This is a genomic window from Burkholderia lata (genome assembly GCF_902499335.1).
Classification (GTDB): domain Bacteria; phylum Pseudomonadota; class Gammaproteobacteria; order Burkholderiales; family Burkholderiaceae; genus Burkholderia; species Burkholderia lata_B.
The window spans coordinates 168,476-186,410 of sequence record NZ_CABVQK010000001.1; the positions used below are offsets into that span (position 1 = coordinate 168,476).

At 63.5% G+C, this 17,935-nt stretch carries 23 protein-coding genes; 20 read left to right on the plus strand and 3 right to left on the minus strand.

Features of this window, described 5'->3' with window-relative positions; translation table 11 throughout:
- Nucleotides 1–3: 3 nt before the first annotated feature.
- Nucleotides 4–975 carry an aldo/keto reductase gene (locus BCO18175_RS00715; RefSeq protein WP_174978948.1) on the plus strand — a complete coding sequence of 324 codons (972 nt, stop codon included), beginning with the start codon at nt 4–6 and terminating at the stop codon, nt 973–975.
- Nucleotides 976–1,491: 516 nt separating this feature from the next.
- On the opposite strand, the gene BCO18175_RS00720 is transcribed toward BCO18175_RS00715, so the two are convergent.
- Nucleotides 1,492–2,556, minus strand: a complete 1,065-nt coding sequence (locus tag BCO18175_RS00720; protein ID WP_174978949.1) for a pilus assembly protein TadG-related protein — start codon at nt 2,554–2,556, stop codon at nt 1,492–1,494.
- An 822-nt stretch (nt 2,557–3,378) separates the two neighbouring features.
- On the opposite strand from BCO18175_RS00720, the gene BCO18175_RS00725 reads away from it, so the two are divergent.
- The 3 genes from BCO18175_RS00725 (at nt 3,379) to BCO18175_RS00735 (ending at nt 5,315) form a co-directional block, all read left to right on the plus strand.
- Nucleotides 3,379–3,804, plus strand: a complete 426-nt coding sequence (locus tag BCO18175_RS00725) for a TadE/TadG family type IV pilus assembly protein (protein ID WP_174979561.1) — start codon at nt 3,379–3,381, stop codon at nt 3,802–3,804.
- Between the two features lie 64 nt (nt 3,805–3,868).
- Nucleotides 3,869–5,023: a pilus assembly protein TadG-related protein gene (locus BCO18175_RS00730; protein WP_174979563.1), complete on the plus strand. Its 1,155-nt coding sequence runs from the start codon at nt 3,869–3,871 to the stop codon at nt 5,021–5,023.
- 19 nt (nt 5,024–5,042) lie between these two features.
- Nucleotides 5,043–5,315 (plus strand): hypothetical protein, encoded by a 273-nt coding sequence (locus BCO18175_RS00735; protein ID WP_174978950.1) that lies wholly within the window; start codon nt 5,043–5,045, stop codon nt 5,313–5,315.
- Between the two features lie 611 nt (nt 5,316–5,926).
- Here BCO18175_RS00735 and BCO18175_RS00740 read toward each other — a convergent pair.
- Together BCO18175_RS00740 and BCO18175_RS00745 are read right to left on the minus strand one after the other, a co-directional pair.
- Entirely contained in the window at nt 5,927–6,985 is a 1,059-nt protein-coding gene (locus tag BCO18175_RS00740) for a phage portal protein (protein ID WP_174978951.1), read from the minus strand.
- Nucleotides 6,985–8,736, minus strand: a complete 1,752-nt coding sequence (locus BCO18175_RS00745; protein ID WP_174978952.1) for a terminase ATPase subunit family protein — start codon at nt 8,734–8,736, stop codon at nt 6,985–6,987. Before BCO18175_RS00745 ends, BCO18175_RS00740 begins: the two co-directional genes overlap by 1 nt.
- A 142-nt stretch (nt 8,737–8,878) precedes the next feature.
- Here BCO18175_RS00745 and BCO18175_RS00750 point away from each other — a divergent pair, with 142 nt between their 5' ends.
- The 16 genes from BCO18175_RS00750 (at nt 8,879) to BCO18175_RS00825 (ending at nt 17,932) form a co-directional block, all read left to right on the plus strand.
- A complete protein-coding gene (locus tag BCO18175_RS00750; protein ID WP_174978953.1) occupies nt 8,879–9,694 on the plus strand; it encodes a GPO family capsid scaffolding protein in 816 nt (271 codons plus the stop codon).
- Nucleotides 9,695–9,730: 36 nt separating this feature from the next.
- Nucleotides 9,731–10,750 (plus strand): phage major capsid protein, P2 family, encoded by a 1,020-nt coding sequence (locus tag BCO18175_RS00755; RefSeq protein WP_174978954.1) that lies wholly within the window; start codon nt 9,731–9,733, stop codon nt 10,748–10,750.
- Nucleotides 10,747–11,433, plus strand: a complete 687-nt coding sequence (locus BCO18175_RS00760; protein WP_174978955.1) for a terminase endonuclease subunit — start codon at nt 10,747–10,749, stop codon at nt 11,431–11,433. The genes BCO18175_RS00755 and BCO18175_RS00760 overlap by 4 nt, the downstream gene beginning before the upstream one ends.
- A gap of 104 nt (nt 11,434–11,537) precedes the next feature.
- Nucleotides 11,538–12,020 carry a head completion/stabilization protein gene (locus BCO18175_RS00765; protein WP_174978956.1) on the plus strand — a complete coding sequence of 161 codons (483 nt, stop codon included), beginning with the start codon at nt 11,538–11,540 and terminating at the stop codon, nt 12,018–12,020.
- A complete protein-coding gene (locus BCO18175_RS00770) occupies nt 12,020–12,274 on the plus strand; it encodes a hypothetical protein (protein WP_174978957.1) in 255 nt (84 codons plus the stop codon). Before BCO18175_RS00765 ends, BCO18175_RS00770 begins: the two co-directional genes overlap by 1 nt.
- Nucleotides 12,271–12,483 carry a tail protein X gene (locus BCO18175_RS00775; protein WP_174978958.1) on the plus strand — a complete coding sequence of 71 codons (213 nt, stop codon included), beginning with the start codon at nt 12,271–12,273 and terminating at the stop codon, nt 12,481–12,483. Before BCO18175_RS00770 ends, BCO18175_RS00775 begins: the two co-directional genes overlap by 4 nt.
- 2 nt (nt 12,484–12,485) lie before the next feature.
- A complete protein-coding gene (locus BCO18175_RS00780) occupies nt 12,486–12,860 on the plus strand; it encodes a putative holin (protein WP_174978959.1) in 375 nt (124 codons plus the stop codon).
- Nucleotides 12,860–13,180, plus strand: a complete 321-nt coding sequence (locus BCO18175_RS00785) for a phage holin family protein (protein WP_174978960.1) — start codon at nt 12,860–12,862, stop codon at nt 13,178–13,180. The genes BCO18175_RS00780 and BCO18175_RS00785 overlap by 1 nt, the downstream gene beginning before the upstream one ends.
- Nucleotides 13,173–13,973, plus strand: coding sequence for an N-acetylmuramidase domain-containing protein (locus tag BCO18175_RS00790; protein WP_174978961.1), 801 nt, complete (start codon nt 13,173–13,175; stop codon nt 13,971–13,973). Before BCO18175_RS00785 ends, BCO18175_RS00790 begins: the two co-directional genes overlap by 8 nt.
- Complete coding sequence (locus BCO18175_RS00795; protein ID WP_174978962.1) at nt 13,970–14,461, plus strand: hypothetical protein; 492 nt, start codon at nt 13,970–13,972, stop codon at nt 14,459–14,461. Before BCO18175_RS00790 ends, BCO18175_RS00795 begins: the two co-directional genes overlap by 4 nt.
- Nucleotides 14,458–14,868, plus strand: a complete 411-nt coding sequence (locus BCO18175_RS00800; RefSeq protein WP_174978963.1) for a phage tail protein — start codon at nt 14,458–14,460, stop codon at nt 14,866–14,868. The genes BCO18175_RS00795 and BCO18175_RS00800 overlap by 4 nt, the downstream gene beginning before the upstream one ends.
- On the plus strand, nt 14,868–15,317 hold the full coding sequence (locus tag BCO18175_RS00805; RefSeq protein ID WP_174978964.1) for a phage virion morphogenesis protein: 450 nt from the start codon (nt 14,868–14,870) through the stop codon (nt 15,315–15,317). Before BCO18175_RS00800 ends, BCO18175_RS00805 begins: the two co-directional genes overlap by 1 nt.
- 99 nt (nt 15,318–15,416) lie before the next feature.
- Complete coding sequence (locus BCO18175_RS00810; protein WP_174978965.1) at nt 15,417–16,124, plus strand: phage baseplate assembly protein V; 708 nt, start codon at nt 15,417–15,419, stop codon at nt 16,122–16,124.
- Nucleotides 16,121–16,486 carry a GPW/gp25 family protein gene (locus BCO18175_RS00815; RefSeq protein WP_174978966.1) on the plus strand — a complete coding sequence of 122 codons (366 nt, stop codon included), beginning with the start codon at nt 16,121–16,123 and terminating at the stop codon, nt 16,484–16,486. Before BCO18175_RS00810 ends, BCO18175_RS00815 begins: the two co-directional genes overlap by 4 nt.
- Nucleotides 16,483–17,388 carry a baseplate J/gp47 family protein gene (locus tag BCO18175_RS00820; protein ID WP_174978967.1) on the plus strand — a complete coding sequence of 302 codons (906 nt, stop codon included), beginning with the start codon at nt 16,483–16,485 and terminating at the stop codon, nt 17,386–17,388. Before BCO18175_RS00815 ends, BCO18175_RS00820 begins: the two co-directional genes overlap by 4 nt.
- Nucleotides 17,381–17,932 (plus strand): phage tail protein I, encoded by a 552-nt coding sequence (locus BCO18175_RS00825; RefSeq protein ID WP_174978968.1) that lies wholly within the window; start codon nt 17,381–17,383, stop codon nt 17,930–17,932. The genes BCO18175_RS00820 and BCO18175_RS00825 overlap by 8 nt, the downstream gene beginning before the upstream one ends.
- Nucleotides 17,933–17,935 lie beyond the last annotated feature (3 nt).

Below are 17,935 nucleotides of genomic sequence, written 5' to 3' on the forward strand. Positions count from 1 at the left end.
CCGATGGAATACGTGAGACTGGGAGCGTCCGGGCTGCAGGTGTCGAGGCTGTGCCTGGGTTGCATGACCTACGGTGACCCGTCGTGGCGCCCGTGGGTCACGACCGAGGAGGAGGCCCGCCCTTTCATTCGCACGGCACTCGATGCGGGGATCAATTTCTTCGACACGGCCGACATCTACTCGGGCGGCGAGAGCGAGCGCATTCTCGGGCGCGCGCTGCGCGATTTCGCGACGCGCGACGATGTGGTGATCGCAACCAAGGCGTTCTTTCCAACCGGCGACGGGCCGAATGCGCGCGGGCTGTCGCGCAAGCATCTGCTCGCCAGCATCGATGCGTCGCTGCAGCGCCTCGGGACGGACTACGTCGATCTCTACGTGATCCACCGGTTCGATCCGGACACGCCGATCGAAGAAACGCTCGATGCGCTCGATACCCTCGTGAGGAACGGCAAGGTCCGCTATCTCGGTGCGTCGTCGATGCATGCGTGGCAATTCATGAAGATGCTCGCGTTTCAACGGCATCACGGACTCGCCCGATTCGTGTCGATGCAGAGCCAGTACAGCCTGATCTGCCGCGACGACGAGCGCGACATGCTGCCGCTTTGCATGGAAGAAGGGATTGCCTGCACGCCGTGGTCCCCGCTCGGCCGCGGGCTGCTGGCCGGCTCGCGCGACGCCGCGACGACGCGGGCCGCGACCGACCAGCAAATGGTGTCCTGGTACGACGGGCGCGACGCGGTCGCGGCGACCGTCGATACGGTCAGGCAGGTGGCGCAGGCGCGCGGGGTGACGCCCGCGCGGATCGCACTGGCATGGGTGCTGCGCCGGCCAGGCATCACCGCGCCGATCGTCGGGTTGTCAAAACCGCATCACCCGACCGACGCGCTCGCGGCACTCGACCTGAGACTCGACGATCGCGAGACCGCGTTGCTCGAGGCCGCATTCGACCGGACAGTCGAACCGGTGCAATGGTGACCAAGGCCCCGGCAATCCTATCCAGCCGGGGTTTCGACGCCGCGTCGATCATGACGGGCACGCGACCGAAGCTGCCAGCCCTCGAAATCGCATGCGCCGTCACATCCGCCGGTGCGGCAAACCGGAAAACGTGCCCCCGGTAACGCCCCGCAGGGCCCACCGGTCATTGCACTTACTGAAACGCCACTTCCGCAAAGCTCCGCAACTTGCAGACACAAAATCGCATCAAATCAAGGCGCTCCGTCATTTCGTCTAACTTTTTGCAAAAATACCGTTCACGATTACACAGGGATTTCAGCAGCAATCTGGAAGCAAGTTAGACAACCTTTGCGGGCGGTCAAACGCTGCCTTCGGAGCTTTACCGGCACACCAAGAGCCTTTAAAAATGAATGCCTTGCACGACTCGCAATCAGCAAAACCAAGGCTCATCAAGGTCAATCAGGGCTATCCAAGCTCGTCCAAACTGTAATTTCACTGTACAGGACCTGCGCAACCTCCTACCCGAGATAGGTAAGCTCACAACGCGAGCTTTGGCGGCCCATACACACCGTAATTCGGCCCCGCACCGCTCACGGCCACAGACGCTTTGTAGCCGGAGACAAAATGCCCCATGATGTATTTCCCACTTCCTCCGACAGATGCATCGATTGCAAATGGAGCGAACGCAACAATCGGCACATAGGACGAGCTCGAACTGTTTGTGACGACAGGCATTAGTACAGTCACGCCTACCGGAACTGAACCGTAAAGCGCCGTCTTTGCACCTGGGGCGAGGTAAATGCTTTCTCCGATGCTGAGCTGGGTCGGATTACCCGATTGCATCAGGCCCGCGAGCGTTGGTACGTCGTTCGCGTTACTGAGAAATGATGTCCAGGTACCAGCTGTGCAAGATGAGCCGTATTCCTGCCCGTTCGTGATGGTGAGTTCGTACGGTATGTTCGTCAGCGGGTAATAAAGTGGCTGATTGGTCGTCGAATTCCAATACTGGTTAAATACGCATTGGTCCAGCGCTATTGGAAACACTCCGCCCGCGCCAATTGACCCCGGCGACGTCACGACTGCAACCGCGGTGGCGCTGCCTGACGTACTCGAGACTCCAAGCAGGCCACCCAACAACAGCGGAATATTGCCGCCGTTCACATTGGTTGAGCGCGACACCGTGACCTGTACAGCAGGTACATCGTACGTACCTGCTGTAATCGTGGCGGACTGCATTCCATAGGGCGTTCGCGTCAAATTCCAATAGCCGGCCGTAACCGTGCCGGTCGATAGCCGAACTCCTGCCGCCGCGTTGAGCGCAACGGCTTGGTTCGCTGCGGTGGCCGCCTGCGACCAGTTCAGTGTCGTTCCACCGGACGTCAAAGCTCTGGCACCCGCGAGCGCGGCCGCATCGGCCGCGTTCTGCAATTGGTTGCGGACAACCGCAACCCAAGCAACATCGACGGCCAAAGCGCCGAACATCAGCAGCGGAATCAAGAACAGCAGGAAGAAAAGCGCGACGCTCCCCCGCTCTCGCTCGCCCGACACTTGGCATCGGTCGAGACAAGGTACCTTGCTGGCCCAGTATGGGACACGTCGCATAAATTGCAGCTCCCATTTTCCTCAGTCGCATCGACAACAATATTACAAAACGCTGAGACTGCATAACGAAGGCGCATAAAAGTGCATAGAAGAATCGCCACGCCGATCGCCGCGCCGACCGCGCTAGGCGGCCCCAGGCACCGGGCGCATGAGTGCATAAAAATCATTCATTTTTGCGGGCAGGTGGGGCGGGGTCACAACTGCGCGCGCCGGGTGAGAGTCGGCATCTTCCGACTCTCACCCGGCCCCGTGCCGCCACGTGGCACGGGGCCTCCGGCTCGCCACCGGTCTGTCGCGGGCAGACGGGTAGCCCACCCCGCCGCTTGCGGCAGTCTCCTTGGCGAGCGGCTGAGCCGGCCGGCATGCGCAGGGAGATGGAAAAAGCCCGCCCTAGATTTGCCCGGCAAACAACGGAGAGGAATGTCGACGGTCACCCTTCGGACTCTTCGGCGTTTCAGATTTGAATCTTCCAGGCCAATCTCTCCCCTTCCAACGTGCATGAGCTTGTAGGTGGAGCGCGCAGTCGACGCGGAATTTGTGTTTCACGGTACAAGCCTGAAACACTTCCGATGCCACCCCATTTTTTGTCCGTCCATAGCTCAATCAAGCGCCTCATGCCACAAGCGAGGACTGCGTATGGCACGCGTTTTGCTAAGTCACTGACCAAGTGTGGGCGTGTATTTGGGACACGGCACGTTCGGTTCGTGCAACCGGATGGCGCGCCTCCATCTGCGCATTCAAATGCGACGAATCGACGCACTGATGGCGATCTGGTCAGCGGACGCTGCAAGCCACAAAGGCTTGGCTCAACGGGGAAAAATAATGACGAATCGGAAAAACTGGCAGAAGCAACGAGGCGTTGCTGTTGTGGAATTTGCACTGGTACTTCCCGTGCTGCTACTGATTCTGTTCGGCATTATCGAGTTCGGACTTGTGATGTTCGACCAAGCCGTCATCACAAACGCAAGCCGGGAAGGTGCGCGCGCGGGGATTGTTCTCAAAACGCCGAAAGCGACAACAACCGACATACAGACGGTCGCTCTCAACTACTGCCAAAGCCACCTGATCAGTTTGGGCAACACGTCAGCCCCTACTGTCTCCGTTCCGTCGGGCCAAGGTGGAAGTTTTGGTACGCCACTCACTGTCACTGTCACATACAAATTCACTGGACTGGCTTTGGGTTCGTGGATCGGTCCGTTCAGCAAGCTGCTAACGTTGACGGCTACTACTGTCATGAACAATGAATGAGGAGCCGGTCATGGATCGCACTCGCTCACAGTCGGTAGAGGCGCCTTGTTCGCTCAGACAGTCGATGTACAACCGCTGCGGTTCGAAGAGTCGTCGGAATCAAAGAGGTGCGGTAGCGATAACCGTCGCTCTCTTGATGTCGATTCTGCTCGGCTTCGCCGCGCTCGCAATCGATGTCGGCTATCTTTTTGTTGTCCGGAATGAACTGCAAAACGCAGCCGATGCTGCCGCGCTGGCCGGTGCGCCATGCATCTACCCGCGAGCGCTATGCGGCAATACAAAAACCGCGGCTCCAGATTGGGCAACGGCCCAAGCACAGGCCGTGCTGGGTGTCTCGTTAAACAAGTCGTCAAATAAAACGCTGACGGGATATACGTCCGATGTGTCGTACGGTTACTGGGACGTCACTGGCAGCGTTAAGGGCCTTCAAACATCGATGCCGCCTTCGCCCGCCATTGGCAAGCCTGCCGTGCAGGTGGTGGTCACTCGTTCAGGAACGAAGAATGGCGGCGGTGTTCCCTCTTTTCTGGCGAGGCTTTGGGGTTTCCAGTCTGTGCCCGAGAACGCCGTGGCCGTCGCGGTCGTTTCGGACCCCGGAAACGTTGGCTCCGGTTCGTTATTCCCGGTTGCGCTGACGAAATGCATGTATGACCAGTATTGGGATTCGACAAACGGAAAACCCAAAGTTGCGACCTCCACGACGCCGCCGGGCTCAGGGCAGCCAAACCAAACGGTCGGACAACCGTACACCTTTTATGTGACCTCGTCATACCATGCTGGTCCTTGCGAAGCAGGTCAATGGACGACATTCGATACAACGGCAAATGATGTTCCGACCGTGCGCAACTTGATATCCAGCGGCAATCCGAATCCGGCAGCAGTGGGATCACCTAGTGGTGTTTGCTCGACACCGGACGCAACATGCACCTATATCCAGCCCGGCACGAAGACGACGCTGTATACGTCCGTCAACGACTGTAGCGCCGCAGGCAACAAAGCTTGCGAGTATGTCCTGGTCCCGATTGTTCAGGATCTCACGACAACGTCCTACGAGCGAATCCTTGCATTTGCGTGTGTACACATTGATCAAGCAGTTGGCGGAAGCGGGAAGTACATCCAAATGGAGATGAGCAACAATCCGGACAAATGCCAAGCATCGGGGGCAGGTGGTGTCGGGCCGTACTATGGCGCGCTCACGCCTGCGCGATTGGTCGAATGACGAGAAGGAGACCTAGGATATGCCGATCGATCCGGAAGACTATGAACGTCTGCTTTACGGCGTCCCTTCAAAGAAGGTGCGAAGATCGAGAAATATCCGATGGGTGATTGCATTGGTCGCCGTGGTGATTATCGATTTCGGACTGTTGGCTGTAGATCTGGCATCACATAACACGAGCGTCGAAAACGCGAACAGAAGTGGAGTCCGCTCCAACGCCGTGCATAGTGTGCCGACATGGCGAACACTTGATGCGACATCCGGAACCCGACATTTAACGCGCGCGGAATTGTGAACTGAGCGTGTCGTAAGGTTGTGTAGTTGGCTCGCGGGAGCAATTGATTCCCGTGTTGGGGCCGTGTCCCGTAGGGGGTACGGGGCACGGCTCTCTTTTTACCTCTAACTGAATCTTATGAGCCAGAGCAGCCGTGGCCGCTGTATTGTGGACAATACGCTTACGGGGGTAAGTATGTGTGATCGTTACGCTGGGATTGAACGAGATCTGGTGCATGTAAAAAACGCGCTGCAAACTCTCTCGAAAAAACGCGACGAGTTTCCGCTTGGGGCGTCGATCCGCGATCCCGCATATTGGCGGGCACGACTTGAGTCCATTCGTGTTACGGCCGATCGCTACAACTATCGGGATCTCCGGGCTCGCTCTGATGAGCTGCTCATCGAGATTTCGAAGCTGCAGTATTGGACCGCCCAACGTCGCGACATTGATGTTGGTTCGCTCCCTACCTCGCGAGGGTCCGCCCGTCGCAAGAGAAAGTGACTTCGGCCGAGGATGAGCGCGACACGCGCCTACCATTGATAGCGCACTGCAGCTCTACCCCGTCAACGAAACGACCGCCGAGCATGACCGGCCGGCGAAGTAGCCGGTACTGTCGGCATCCGGCGGTCCCGTCACTGCGTCGGCGGCACATATTGGCGGAACCGCACGACCTCGATCCCGATCCAGTCGTTCAACTCCCGGAGCCGCGCCTTCAGCGGCTCGATCTCAAGGCCATTGAACACCCCGGCCGCCTTCTCCACGTCACCGAACCCGCCCGCGTTCGACGGGATGATCCCCATCAGTTGCGGCGGCACGCGGTGCGCCGCGAGCTGGTCCTCGACCGTCACCTTTTTGATGTTCCAGAACTCGTCCTTCGCAGCGACCTCGCCGATCGGCAGGAGCTGAATGCCGTCCTTCTTCCCCTTCGGCGCGTACATGAACAGGTTCCGGAAGTTGCCCGGCCCCTTCGCGTTCTTCAGCGCCGAACGCAGATTGTCGACGTCCTCCTGCCGCTCGGCCGCGTCCGTCATGTACAGGATGAAGCCCGCGTGACTGCCGTTCTTGTAGTAGCGCCGGCGGAACAGCGTGGCGCTCTCGTTCAGCCAGGTCGAGTTCAGTGCGGACAGGTATTCCGGCAGCCCGTAAATCTCCTGGTTCAGGTCCGGCTCGTACAGGTGATAGACCGCGCCCTTCGGGAACGCGTACGGCTCGCGCACGTTTGTCACGAACCAGTACTGGTTCGGCTCGACGCCGACCCGCGTGTATTTCGCGAGCGACGACTTCAGCGCCATCGGCGTACCGAGCTGGTTCGTGCGCAGCTCGAGGTAGCTGTTCGCGAAGACCAGGTACTCGAGCACGAATCGGCTGAAGTCGGCGCGCGACAGAAGCGGGTGCTCAACGTACGACTGCACGAGGATGTTGCGCTTCACGTAGATGGCCGAACTATGATGCGGCGCGGCCCGGAACGAGCGCGCGAGACCGTCGAGGGGCAGCGGGGGCTCGTACCAGTTCCCCATCCGCATGCATTCAACATACTCGAGCAGCTCGCGCCGATCCATCACCTCGACCGGATCACCGAACGAGAAAACTTCCGCGCGCGGCGCCGGCGCCGGCGCCGGCGTCGAGTCGGCCGCCGGCTCGGCGCTGCCGTGCGTGCGGCGCCCGGCGCCGCGTCGATACTTGCGTGACATCAGAAAATCTCCATGAATCCGGTATTGGTGCCCGTCGCCCCTTCGAGCGGTTCGTTCGCGAGCGCGTGCATGCAGGCCCAGGCCAAGTCGCCGTGGCTCGCCTCTTCCGAGCGACTCGCCTTGTACGTGACCTGTAGGCCGCTGGGCGTGATGGTTTTCTTGATCGCCATGAACGACGCGGCGAGATCCTTCCAGCCCGAGTCAAACTCGAGCCGGCCCTTGCGGATCACGTTCTGCGCCTTCATCACCAGCCCGGTCTTGATCTCGACCGAGTAGTGGAATGCCGTCGCGGCCGGGAAAAACTTCGTGACGAGCTGATAGACGCCCTGCCCGATCCCGGTCGTGTCGATGCCGATGTAGGTGACGCGGTAGCGCCTGGTCAGCGCCTCGATCTGCGCGGCCTGCGCTTCGAAGTCCAGGCCGTGCCACTGGAACCGCTCGAGCACGCGGAATTTCCCGCCGGGATACTTCGGCGGCGCCAAGACCACGCAGCCCGCGCTGTCGCCGGTGTGCGACGGGTCGTAGCCGATCCACACCTCTTCGTCGCCGAATGGGCGCAGGTACAGCGGCTTGTAGTCGTCCCACACTTCCCAGGTGTCGACCATGCACGACTGCAGCGTCGACAGCGGGAACACCGACAGCGAATCGTCGATGAACTGGCACAGCAGCAGGTTCGCGTATTCGTCGGCGCTGTATTCGAGCTTCAGCCGCTCGAGGTCGAACAGGTTGCAGCCGCCGCGTACGGCGTCCTCGACGGTCACGATCTGCCGCCACTGACCATCGCCACACGCACGGCCCGCAGCGAGCGCCGCGTTGCAGATGTCGATCGACACCTGCTGATCCTTCGGCCGTCCGCGGTTGAACAGTTTCCCGGACCAAAACGGATACGCGTCGTGCGCGAGGCTCGACGGCGTCGAGAAATACGTCTGGCGCCACTGTGAATGGATTGCCATGCCCGACGCGACCTTGCGCAGGTCCTGGAAACGAGGAACCCAGAAGTACTCGTCGAAATACAGGTTGCCGTGATAGCTCTGCGCGGTGCGCGCGTTCGTGCCGAGGAAGTACAGCGTCGCGCCGTTCGGCAGCACCATCGGATCACCGCGCAGCTCGACGCCGACCGCGTCCTTCGCGAACTGGACGATGTACTGGCGGAACACATGCGCCTGCGCCTTGCTTGCCGACAGGAAGATCTGGTTGCGCCCCGTGTTCAGCGCGTCGAGCAGCGCTTCGCGCGCGAAGTACCACGTCGCGCCAATCTGCCGGCTCTTCAGGATGTTGCGAATCCGCTCTTTGAAGCCCGCGCGATACCAGGTGCGCTGATAGTCGAAAATCGATTCGAGGAACGCGTCATTCAGCTTCTCGACCTGCTCTTCGCTGAACGCATTGCGGTCGTCCGAGCTGCGCGATCGGCGCGCGCTGCTCGCGCCCCCGGATTCGCTCACCCTTGCATCGTTCGCCGGGCGCGACCGCAACCGGTCGAGCTGGCGCGTCAGCAGGTCGATCTCCTTGAAGTCGCGCCCTTCCTTCGCCTCCTTCGTGACCAGTTTGATCAACTGCGCTTCGATCGTCATGTTGACGCGATCGACTGGCTCGGTGTCGTCCCATCGGTCGCGCTTCTTCCAGCTATAGAGCGTGGCCGGTTTCACACCGAGCAGCTCGGCGATACGCGCGATGCGATACCCCTGCCAGTACAGGTCACGTGCGCGTCGACGTGGATCAACGTCGGATGAATCGATGGGAAGTGCAGTCATGCAGCAAGGCTACCGACGCGCGCGCGTAGGCCCTACTGCATGAGGTTGTATCGGTTGCGCGCACAACCAACATGAATTGCGACCGTGGGTCGAACTGCCGAAACTGGAATCCCTGAACACAGCCCCCTCTCAGGATTCGCACATGGCACAGGCAAAGAAGACAAAGTTTTTCCGGATCGCGACCGAAGGAGCGACGACGGACGGCCGCACGATCGATCGCACGATGCTCGAGCAGATGGCGAGCACCTACGACCCGCAGGTCTACGGCGCGCGCATCAACATGGAACACATTCGCGGCATCCACCCGGACAGCGCGTTTCGCGCATACGGCGACGTGATTGCACTGAAGACCGAAGAGCAGGACGGCAAGCTGCGCCTGCTCGCGCAGCTCTCGCCGACGAAAGAGCTGATCGACCTGACCACCGAGCAGCGCCAGAAGGTCTACACGTCGATGGAGATCGACCCGGATTTTGCCGACACGGGCGAGACGTATCTGGTCGGTCTGGCCGTCACCGACAACCCGGCCAGCCTCGGCACCGAAATGCTGCAGTTCAGCGCGAAGAGCCGCGCATTCGACACGCGCAAGCAGCGCCCGGAAAACCTCTTCAGCGCTGCCGTCGAAGCCGAGATCGAGTTCGAGGATGACGCGCCGCGCACCGGCGACGCCGGCAAGTCGCTGTTCACGAAGGTACGTGGGCTGCTGACTCGCAAGGAAGCAACCGACGACCAGCGCTTTTCCGACCTGTCGCAATCGGTCGTCGCACTCGCCGAAAGCCAGGGCCAGGTGCTCGAGCAGCTCGAGAAGTTCAACGCGAACTTCACCGAACTGCAGAAGGCGCAGCAGGCCGGCGACAAGCGCCACAGCGACCTGGTCGTGAAGCTGTCCCGCACCGACAGCAGCACGCAGCAGCGCCCGACGTCGACGGGCAGCGACAACGGGGCGCAGACCGACTGCTAACCCGCCCTCATCCCATTTTCAAAAGACGGAGAACCCATGCGGAACACTACCCGCGAGCAGTACAACCGGTTCCTGGCGCGCATCCAGGAACTGAACGGCGTCGGCGATGCAACGAAGAAGTTTTCGGTCGCGCCGAGCGTGCAGCAGACGGTCGAAACCAAAATTCAGCAATCGAGCGACTTCCTTGGCCTCATCAACATCCACGGCGTCGAGGAAATGGAAGGCGAGAAAATCGGCCTCGGCGTGTCCGGGCCGATCGCGAGCCGCACGGATACGACCAAGCGCGCACGTGAGACTCGCGACGTCTCGGCACTCGACAACCAGAAATACCGCTGCGAGAAGACCGACTACGACACCCACATTCGCTACCAGCAGCTCGACGCATGGGCGAAGTTCCCGGATTTTCAGGCGCGCGTGCGCGATTCCATCATCGCGCGCCAGGCGCTCGATCGCATCATGATCGGTTGGAACGGCGAGAAGGTTGCGCCCGACACCAATCTCGAGACGAACCCGCTGCTGCAGGACGTCAACATCGGTTGGTTGCAGCAGTACCGCAACAACGCGAAGCAACGCGTGTTCTCGGGCGTGAAGATCGGCAAGGGCGAGGAATTCAAGAATCTCGACGCTGTCGTTTCGCTCGCACGTAACGAGTTCCTCGACCCGTGGTACGCCGAAGATCCGAATCTCGTCGTGATCTGTGGCCGCGAGCTGCTCCAGGACAAGTATTTCCCGCTCATCAACCAGGCACAGCCGTCGACCGAAACGCTCGCAACCGACATCGTCGTGTCGCAGAAGCGCGTCGGCAACCTGCCGGCCGTCAGCGTGCCGTTCTTCCCGGCGCATGCGCTGATGGTCACGCGTCTGGACAACCTGTCGATCTATTGGCAAATCAGCGCGCGCCGACGCTCGCTGAAGGAAGTGCCCGAGCGCGATCGCATCGAAAACTATGAAAGCTCGAACGACGCGTACGTGATCGAACAGTACGGCGCGGGCTGCGTGGTCGAGAACATCCAGCTCGTCGACGCTGCTCCGGCCGCTCCGCAGGGTGGCGCATGACGAACCCGTTCCGCCAACACTTCCAGCGCACCGTCGCGGCCACAGCCGCGCGCGGTACGCCGACGAGTGTCGGCGGGCTGCGCGACGACTCGGCTTACACGCTGATGCTCGCGCAGCTCGACGAACACCGCCGGGCGCTGAAGGCCGTCGAATCGCTCGAGCGCAAGGCCGACCTGAAGCGGCAGTTCCTGCCGGCATACGACGCGTGGGTCGCCGGCGTACTGGACGGTGCGGCCGGCGCTCAGGACGACGTGCTGATGACGATCATGGTCTGGCGCATCGACGTCGGCGACTTCCGGGGCGCGCTCGAGATTGGCGCGTACGCGGTACGACACGAACTCGCACTGCCCGACCAGTACAAGCGCAGCACACCGTGCCTGCTGGTCGAGGAGTTCGCCGAAGCCGCACTTCGCGCGAACCGGGCGGGCGAGTCGATCCAGGTCGAGCCGCTGCTCGAGATCGAATGGTTGACCGTCGTTTGCGACATGCCGGATGAGGTGCGCGCGAAGTTGCACAAGGCGATCGGCTACGGCCTGGCCGCGTCCGATCCGGCGAAGGCACTCGATCACCTGCGCCGCGCGTTGCAGCTCTTCGCGAACGTGGGCGTGAAGAAAGACATCGAGCGGCTCGAGCGCGAGCTGAAGAATTCCGCCAACGGGGGCCAGTCCGGCCCCGGTGGCTGACACCGAGCGTACCCCGCGCACCAGGCGGCACGGGGCCGTAGCCGGCACTGTCCGCGCGAAAGCCCCGTCCACCGCCTCATCCGATCAACCTGACGAGCCCGACCATGTCCTTTGTCTCGACCCTGCCGCTGTCGCGTGCGCCGGCGGAAACGGAACCCGCCAAGCCGATCAAGAACGACCCGTTCTATCCCAACGTGGCGCTCGAGCAGGCGCGCGACACGATGCGCCTCGACGGCTCCGTGACCGACGCACGCCTGCGCCACGAGCTGCTCGACGCAGTCGCCAGCGTAAATGACGAGCTGCGCGGCGCACGCGCGGCGTGGCAGGCCGATGGCGCCGGGCAGCTCGCCACGGTTCCAGCCGAGCAGCTCGACGGCGAAAGCGTGCTGCTGCACCACTACCGCCGCGCCGTGTACTGCCTGGCGAAGGCGTCGCTCATCGAGCGGTACCGCGACTACGACACGACCGGCGACGGTGCGCGCCGTGCCGACGAGCTGGAGCCGCAAGGCGACGAGCTGCGCCGCGACGCGCGATGGGCCATCAGCGCACTGCTGCGCCGGCCGCGCGTCACGGTGGAGTTGATCTGATGAAGAAACGCTATCGCATCGTGCTCGTTGATGAACTGCTAATTCGGTATCCGCTTGCGCCGGACCCGATCGACCAGGTCCGGCGTGTCGAGCGCTATCGCGTTCAGCGGCGCACGTGGCGCGGCTGGCGGGATGCCCGCAAGGAATCGTTCGAAACGGAACAAGAGGCCGAATTCGCGCTGTCCACGCTCACCGGGCGGCCGCCGTTTCTCGTCGCTGTTTTTGATCGGCGCGGCAGGCGCATCGAATCATGATGGTCCGCGCGCTCCAGGGGGAAACCGTCGACGCGCTGTGCTGGCGCGTACTCGGCCGCACGCGCGGCATCGTCGAGACGGTGCTCGACCTCAATCGGGACTTGGCGCAGTACGGCCCGATCCTGCCTCACGGGCTGCTCGTCGAGCTGCCCGACGAAGTACCGCAAGCGGCGCAATCCGGCGCCGAGCGGCTCCAGTTATGGGACTGAGAATGGCTGAACCTATTTCCACGTCGTCCGCGACGGTCGCGGCGCTCGGCGTCGCCACGCTGTCGCTGTTTCCCGGCGTCGACGCCAACGTCGTCATGGGCGCGTTCGCCGGCTCGCTGCTGTTCGTGATGACGGCCGCCGACCCGTCGATCCCGAAGCGCATCGCGTTCTTCGTGATCTCGTTCGTCGCCGGCTGCCTCACGGCCGAGCTGTTCGCCGCCGCACTCGACGCCGTGCTGCCGGCCCGCGTCGAGGTGCACGCCGGCATCGGCGCGCTGATCTCTTCCGCGCTCGTCGTGAAGCTGCTGTTGTGGCTGATCGCCCAAGCCGACGCGCCCGATCGGCTGCTGAACGTGTTCAAGGGGAGGGAAAAGTGATGCTGACGATCATCTACGCGGTGCTGTGCGCGCTGCTCGCGCTGCGCCTGGTCACCTTTCGCCGGGGCGGCGGCGCACACCGTCCGCTCGCTTCGTGCCTGGCCTATGCCCTGGCCGTCGCCGCCGGCGCCGCGCCGATCCGCGCGGCATTCGGCACGCTGCCGCCGGTGGGTATCGCGGACACGGTCCTGGTCGGCGTCCTGTGTCTCGCCGTGTACGGCGTGCGCGGTAACGTGGTCGAGCTGTTCCACCGTGGCAACCCGCGCGACTCCCTGATCGCGCGCGTGCTGCAATTCAAGGTATGGGGGCGCCATGTATAAGACCCTTCGCCTGGGCGACCGTGGCACGGATGTCGGCTACCTGCAGCGCCAACTCGTCGCGGCCGGCGCGCGTATCGACACCGACGCTATTTATGGGAGTGCGACACGCACCGCTGTCATGGCGTTCCAGGCATCGCACGGCCTGGTAGCGGACGGCGTCGCCGGCCCGAAGACCTGGTCGACGCTCGCGGCCGGCCGGCGTGATCCGCGACACCTGACCGACGCGGATCTTCAGCGTGCAGCCGATCGGCTGCAGGTCGATCTCGCGGCCGTGCGCGCCGTCAACGAGGTGGAATCGCATGGCGCCGGGTTCCTGCCGGACGGCCGGCCCGTGGTCCTGTACGAGCGGCACGTCATGTACCGCCAGCTCGCGGCCGCCGGCCTGGACGCCGATGCGCTGGCAGCGAAGTACCCGGCCCTGGTCAACCCGAAGCGCGGCGGCTATGCCGGCGATGCCGCCGAATATGCCCGCCTGGCGAGTGCGTCGCAAATTTCAGCCGTGTGCGCGCTCGAGGCGACGAGCTGGGGCGCGTTCCAAATCATGGGCTTCCACTGGAAGGCACTCGGCTATCCGGACGTGTTCGCGTTCGTCGATGCGATGAAGGTCAGCGAGGCCGAGCAGCTCGAGGCGTTCGTCCGGTTCATCCTGAACGACAAGACGCTGCTGGCCGCGCTGCGCGGCCGGAAATGGGCGAAGTTCGCCGAGCTGTACAACGGCCGCGCGTACGCCGAGAACCTGTACGACGTGAAGCTCGAACGGGCGTTCGATCGCTACAGCCGGGCGGGCACGTGACCGCCGGCGCCCGTGTCTTCGCCGCTGGCGCGATCGCGCTCGCCGTGGCTGGCGTCGTCATCGCGATCCAGCATGCGCGCCTGATCGATGCCGGCCAGCGCGTCGACGATCTGGCGCGCGACGTGCGCGCGCGGACGGCCGAGCGCGATGCGGCACGCCGCGATGTGAAGGTCGTCACGCAGTACGTCGACCGTGTCCAGGTCGTGCGCGAAAAAGGCAACACCATCATCCAGGAGGTTCCCGTTTATGTGGATCGCGAAGCCGATCGTGCTTGTGTTGTCCCTGTCGGTTTTGTGCGGGTGCACGACGGCGCCGCCGCCAACGTGCCGCTGGGCGATCCCGGAAACGCTGATGCGGCCCCCTCGGGCGTTGCGCTCTCTGCCGTCGCCGCAACCATCGCCGACAACTACACCACCTGTCACGAAAACGCCGAGCAGTTGATCGCGCTGCAGACTCGCGTGCGCGATGGCGAGGAACCCGCACCATGAACAAGCCCAACAGCCTGCGCGCGGCGCTCACCGCAGCGCTGCCCGAGTTCGCGCGCAATCCTGACCGGCTGCACATCTTCATCGAACACGGGTCGATTGCCGTCACCGCAGCGAAGTCGCTGTCGTTCGAATATGCGTACACGCTCGACATCGTCGTGACCGAGTACGCCGGCCATTCGGATCTCCTGATGGTCCCGATCATCGCCTGGCTGAAGATCCACCAGCCCGAGCTGCTGCTCAATCGTGACCTCTGCCGCGACGGGTTCAAATTCCAGGCCGAGCTGCTCGACAACGACAAATCCGATGTCGAGATCCTGCTGAAGCTTACCGAGCGCGTAGGCGTAGTCGAGCAGGCGAACGGCTACGAGATTCGCCACTTCGGCGAGCCCCCGATCGCGGGGGCCTGATGGTCGATCGACTGTCCCGCGCCGAGGATTGGGCGTCTGGCCTGCTCGGCCAGCTCACGCCCGCGCAGCGCGTGGTCCTGGCGAAGGGGCTGGCCGGCGAGTTGCGCCGGCGTCACTCGCGACGCATCGCCGAGGCCCGCAACCCGGACGGTAGCCGCTTCGCGCCGCGCAAGCCGCAGGCCCGGCGCAAGAAGGGGCGCATCCGGCGCGCGATGTTCGCGAAGCTGCGCACCGCCCGCTTCCTCAAAACCACCGCGACGGCCGACGCGTCCGTGCTGCATTTCACGCGCCAGGTCGAGCGCATCGCGCGCGTCCACCAGGAGGGCCTGCGCGATCGCGTCGAGCGCAACGGCCCGACCGTCCAGTATCCGGTGCGCGAGCTGCTCGGCCTGGCCGATGCGGACGTCGACCGGATCGCTGACATCGTCCTCGACTTCCTGTCGCGATAGCGCGACGCTCTGGCTGATCGCATGGGGTCACGGTTGTTAACCAGCCGTGTACAACCCTTTTCGCGTGACCCTCTCCCGCGCGCGCGGCATCCTCGTCGCATGGATGATTTTGCCGACCTGAACCGCCGCCTTGAAAGCCTCCTGCGCGAGGGCACCGTGATCGAAGTCGACCACGGCGCCCGCCGCGTTCGCATCGAATCCGGCGGCCTGCAAACCGACTGGATTCGCTGGCTCGCGCAGCGCACCGGCGACAGCATCGTGTGGGACCCGCCGTCGATCGGCGAGCCGGGCCTGCTCTTCTGCCCGTCCGGCGAACCGACGACGGGCCTCTTTCTCCCTGGCGTGTACTGCGACGGCCACGACTCGCCCAGCTCGAGCGCAACGCTGCACGTGCGCGTCTACAAGGACCAGGCGCGCATCTCGTACGACTTCGCATCGCATGCCCTCACCGCCGAACTGCCGGCGGGTGCGACCGTGCGCGTCGTCGCGCCGGTCAGCGTCACGGTCGAAACCAACACCGCGACCGTCAAGGCGAAGTCCGTCACGCTCGACGCCGACGATACGACGGTCACGGGCTCGCTGCTCGTGAAGGGGCCGCTCACGTTCGAATCGGGCGCGACCGGCAAGGGTGGCGGTGGCACGGGCGGTAGTGGCCCCGTGATCGAGATTCACGGCAGCGCGCACTTCACTGAAGTCGTGACAGCCGATGTCGACGTGCGGTCGCGGAACGTCAGCCTCGTGGCGCACCCGCACCAGGCACAAGGCGAATTCGCCGTGACAACGAAACCGATCGCGGGTGGCGCATGATCGGCATGAACGCACGCACCGGCCGCGCAATCGCCGGCCAGGCCCACATCGAGCAGTCCGTCGCGGACATCCTGTTCACGCCGCTCGGGACGCGCGTGATGCGCCGTGAATACGGTTCCCTTCTTCCCGAGCTGATCGACGGCCCGGTCAATCCGCTGATGCGCATGCGCGTCATGGCGGCGTCTGTCATGGCGCTGGCACGGTGGGAACCGCGCATCCAGGTCAACCAGGTGGACTTCGGTAGCACGGGCATCGACGGCGGCGCTGTGCTTGAGCTGCAAGGCGAACGCACGGACGGCCCGCGCGCGGGCACATCGTTCGCCATGCGCCTGCCGGCAACGAACGGGCGAGGTGCGGCATGAGAACGACGCCGATCGACCTGTCGCAGCTCCCGGCCCCGGACATCGTCGACGAACTCGACTACGAAACGATCCTGGCCGAAAAGAAGGCTCGCCTGGTCGCCCTGTATCCGAAGGAACAGCAGGACGAGATCTCAGCCACGCTCGAGCTCGAATCCGAGCCGATGGTGAAGCTGCTGCAGGAAGCCGCGTACGACAAGATGCTGCTGCTCGCGCTCATGAACGAGAAGGCGCGCGGCATCCTGCTCGCGTATGCGAAGCGCACGACTCTCGAGCACATCGGCGCCCTCTTCGACGTCGACCGCCTGATGATCTCGCCAGGCGATCCGGACAAGGGTATCGATCCCGTCTACGAGGACGACGACAACCTGCGCGAACGCATCCAGCTCGCACCGCGCGGCTTTTCTGTCGCCGGGCCGACCGACGCGTATGTGTTCCACGCGCGCGCCGCTGACGGGCGCGTGAAGGCCGCGACCGCCTACAGCCCGTCGCCGTGCGTGATGATCGTCACGGTCCTGTCGCGCGAAGGTGACGGTACAGCGAACGAGGAACTGCTCGGCATCGTCCGGAAGGCACTCGAGAAGAAGCGGCCGCAGGCCGACGAAGTGATTGTGCAGAGCGCGAAGATCGTCCGTTACGCGATCCAGGGGACGCTGCGCTTCTTCGACGGCCCGGATCGCGCGGTCGCGCTCGCGGAAGCGCAGAAGAAGACGCTGCAGTTCGCCGAATCGATGCACCGCCCCGGTTCCGAGATCACGAAGGATGGTCTGTACGCGTCGATGCGCGTCGCCGGCGTCCAGAAGGTGCTGCTCGACACGCCGGCCGAAGGCGTGGCGATCGCGATTGACCAGGCGCCGTACTGCACGGGTGTCGAGCTGAAGGACGGCGGGGTGGCCGATGACTAAGCTGCGCCCCTCCCTGCTGCTGCCGAACGCGACGGTGCTCGAACGTCGTCTGGCGCAAGCCAATGCCGACGTGCTCGACATTCCGGTCGAGATCGACACGCTGATGGACCCGGATCGCATCCCGCTGCGCTTCCTGCCGTGGCTCGCCTGGCACATGGGCGTCGACACTTGGCGCGACGAATGGCCCGAGCAGGTGAAGCGCGCACGCGTGAAAGCCGCGATCCGCATCGCCCGCAAAAAGGGCACTGCCGACGCCGTGCGCGACGTCTGCGCGTCGTTCGGCGCGAACGTCGTGATGCGCGAGTGGTTCGAGAAAACGCCGCGAGGCGTGCCGGGCACGTTCGAGATCGTGATGACGGTCGGTGCGCGTGACGGCGTGCCGGCCACGGCGCAGTACGTCAACGACATCCGGGCCGAGGTCGATCGCGCGAAGCGCGGCACCGCCCACTACACCTTCACGCAGGGCTTCAGCATGCACGGCTCAATCGGCGTCGCATGCGGCGTGCGCGCGGCCGTCTATCGCCGCCTCTCTCTCACGGACTGACGA

Excerpts from the sequence above, each read along its gene's own strand:
- BCO18175_RS00715 (WP_174978948.1), top strand. The coding sequence starts at position 4 with ATGGAATACGTGAGACTGGGAGCGTCCGGGCTGCAGGTGTCGAGGCTG.
- BCO18175_RS00720 (WP_174978949.1), bottom strand. The coding sequence starts at position 2,556 with ATGCGACGTGTCCCATACTGGGCCAGCAAGGTACCTTGTCTCGACCGA.
- BCO18175_RS00725 (WP_174979561.1), top strand. The coding sequence starts at position 3,379 with ATGACGAATCGGAAAAACTGGCAGAAGCAACGAGGCGTTGCTGTTGTG.
- BCO18175_RS00730 (WP_174979563.1), top strand. The coding sequence starts at position 3,869 with ATGTACAACCGCTGCGGTTCGAAGAGTCGTCGGAATCAAAGAGGTGCG.
- BCO18175_RS00735 (WP_174978950.1), top strand. The coding sequence starts at position 5,043 with ATGCCGATCGATCCGGAAGACTATGAACGTCTGCTTTACGGCGTCCCT.
- BCO18175_RS00740 (WP_174978951.1), bottom strand. The coding sequence starts at position 6,985 with ATGTCACGCAAGTATCGACGCGGCGCCGGGCGCCGCACGCACGGCAGC.
- BCO18175_RS00745 (WP_174978952.1), bottom strand. The coding sequence starts at position 8,736 with ATGACTGCACTTCCCATCGATTCATCCGACGTTGATCCACGTCGACGC.
- BCO18175_RS00750 (WP_174978953.1), top strand. The coding sequence starts at position 8,879 with ATGGCACAGGCAAAGAAGACAAAGTTTTTCCGGATCGCGACCGAAGGA.
- BCO18175_RS00755 (WP_174978954.1), top strand. The coding sequence starts at position 9,731 with ATGCGGAACACTACCCGCGAGCAGTACAACCGGTTCCTGGCGCGCATC.
- BCO18175_RS00760 (WP_174978955.1), top strand. The coding sequence starts at position 10,747 with ATGACGAACCCGTTCCGCCAACACTTCCAGCGCACCGTCGCGGCCACA.
- BCO18175_RS00765 (WP_174978956.1), top strand. The coding sequence starts at position 11,538 with ATGTCCTTTGTCTCGACCCTGCCGCTGTCGCGTGCGCCGGCGGAAACG.
- BCO18175_RS00770 (WP_174978957.1), top strand. The coding sequence starts at position 12,020 with ATGAAGAAACGCTATCGCATCGTGCTCGTTGATGAACTGCTAATTCGG.
- BCO18175_RS00775 (WP_174978958.1), top strand. The coding sequence starts at position 12,271 with ATGATGGTCCGCGCGCTCCAGGGGGAAACCGTCGACGCGCTGTGCTGG.
- BCO18175_RS00780 (WP_174978959.1), top strand. The coding sequence starts at position 12,486 with ATGGCTGAACCTATTTCCACGTCGTCCGCGACGGTCGCGGCGCTCGGC.
- BCO18175_RS00785 (WP_174978960.1), top strand. The coding sequence starts at position 12,860 with ATGCTGACGATCATCTACGCGGTGCTGTGCGCGCTGCTCGCGCTGCGC.
- BCO18175_RS00790 (WP_174978961.1), top strand. The coding sequence starts at position 13,173 with ATGTATAAGACCCTTCGCCTGGGCGACCGTGGCACGGATGTCGGCTAC.
- BCO18175_RS00800 (WP_174978963.1), top strand. The coding sequence starts at position 14,458 with ATGAACAAGCCCAACAGCCTGCGCGCGGCGCTCACCGCAGCGCTGCCC.
- BCO18175_RS00805 (WP_174978964.1), top strand. The coding sequence starts at position 14,868 with ATGGTCGATCGACTGTCCCGCGCCGAGGATTGGGCGTCTGGCCTGCTC.
- BCO18175_RS00810 (WP_174978965.1), top strand. The coding sequence starts at position 15,417 with ATGGATGATTTTGCCGACCTGAACCGCCGCCTTGAAAGCCTCCTGCGC.
- BCO18175_RS00815 (WP_174978966.1), top strand. The coding sequence starts at position 16,121 with ATGATCGGCATGAACGCACGCACCGGCCGCGCAATCGCCGGCCAGGCC.
- BCO18175_RS00820 (WP_174978967.1), top strand. The coding sequence starts at position 16,483 with ATGAGAACGACGCCGATCGACCTGTCGCAGCTCCCGGCCCCGGACATC.
- BCO18175_RS00825 (WP_174978968.1), top strand. The coding sequence starts at position 17,381 with ATGACTAAGCTGCGCCCCTCCCTGCTGCTGCCGAACGCGACGGTGCTC.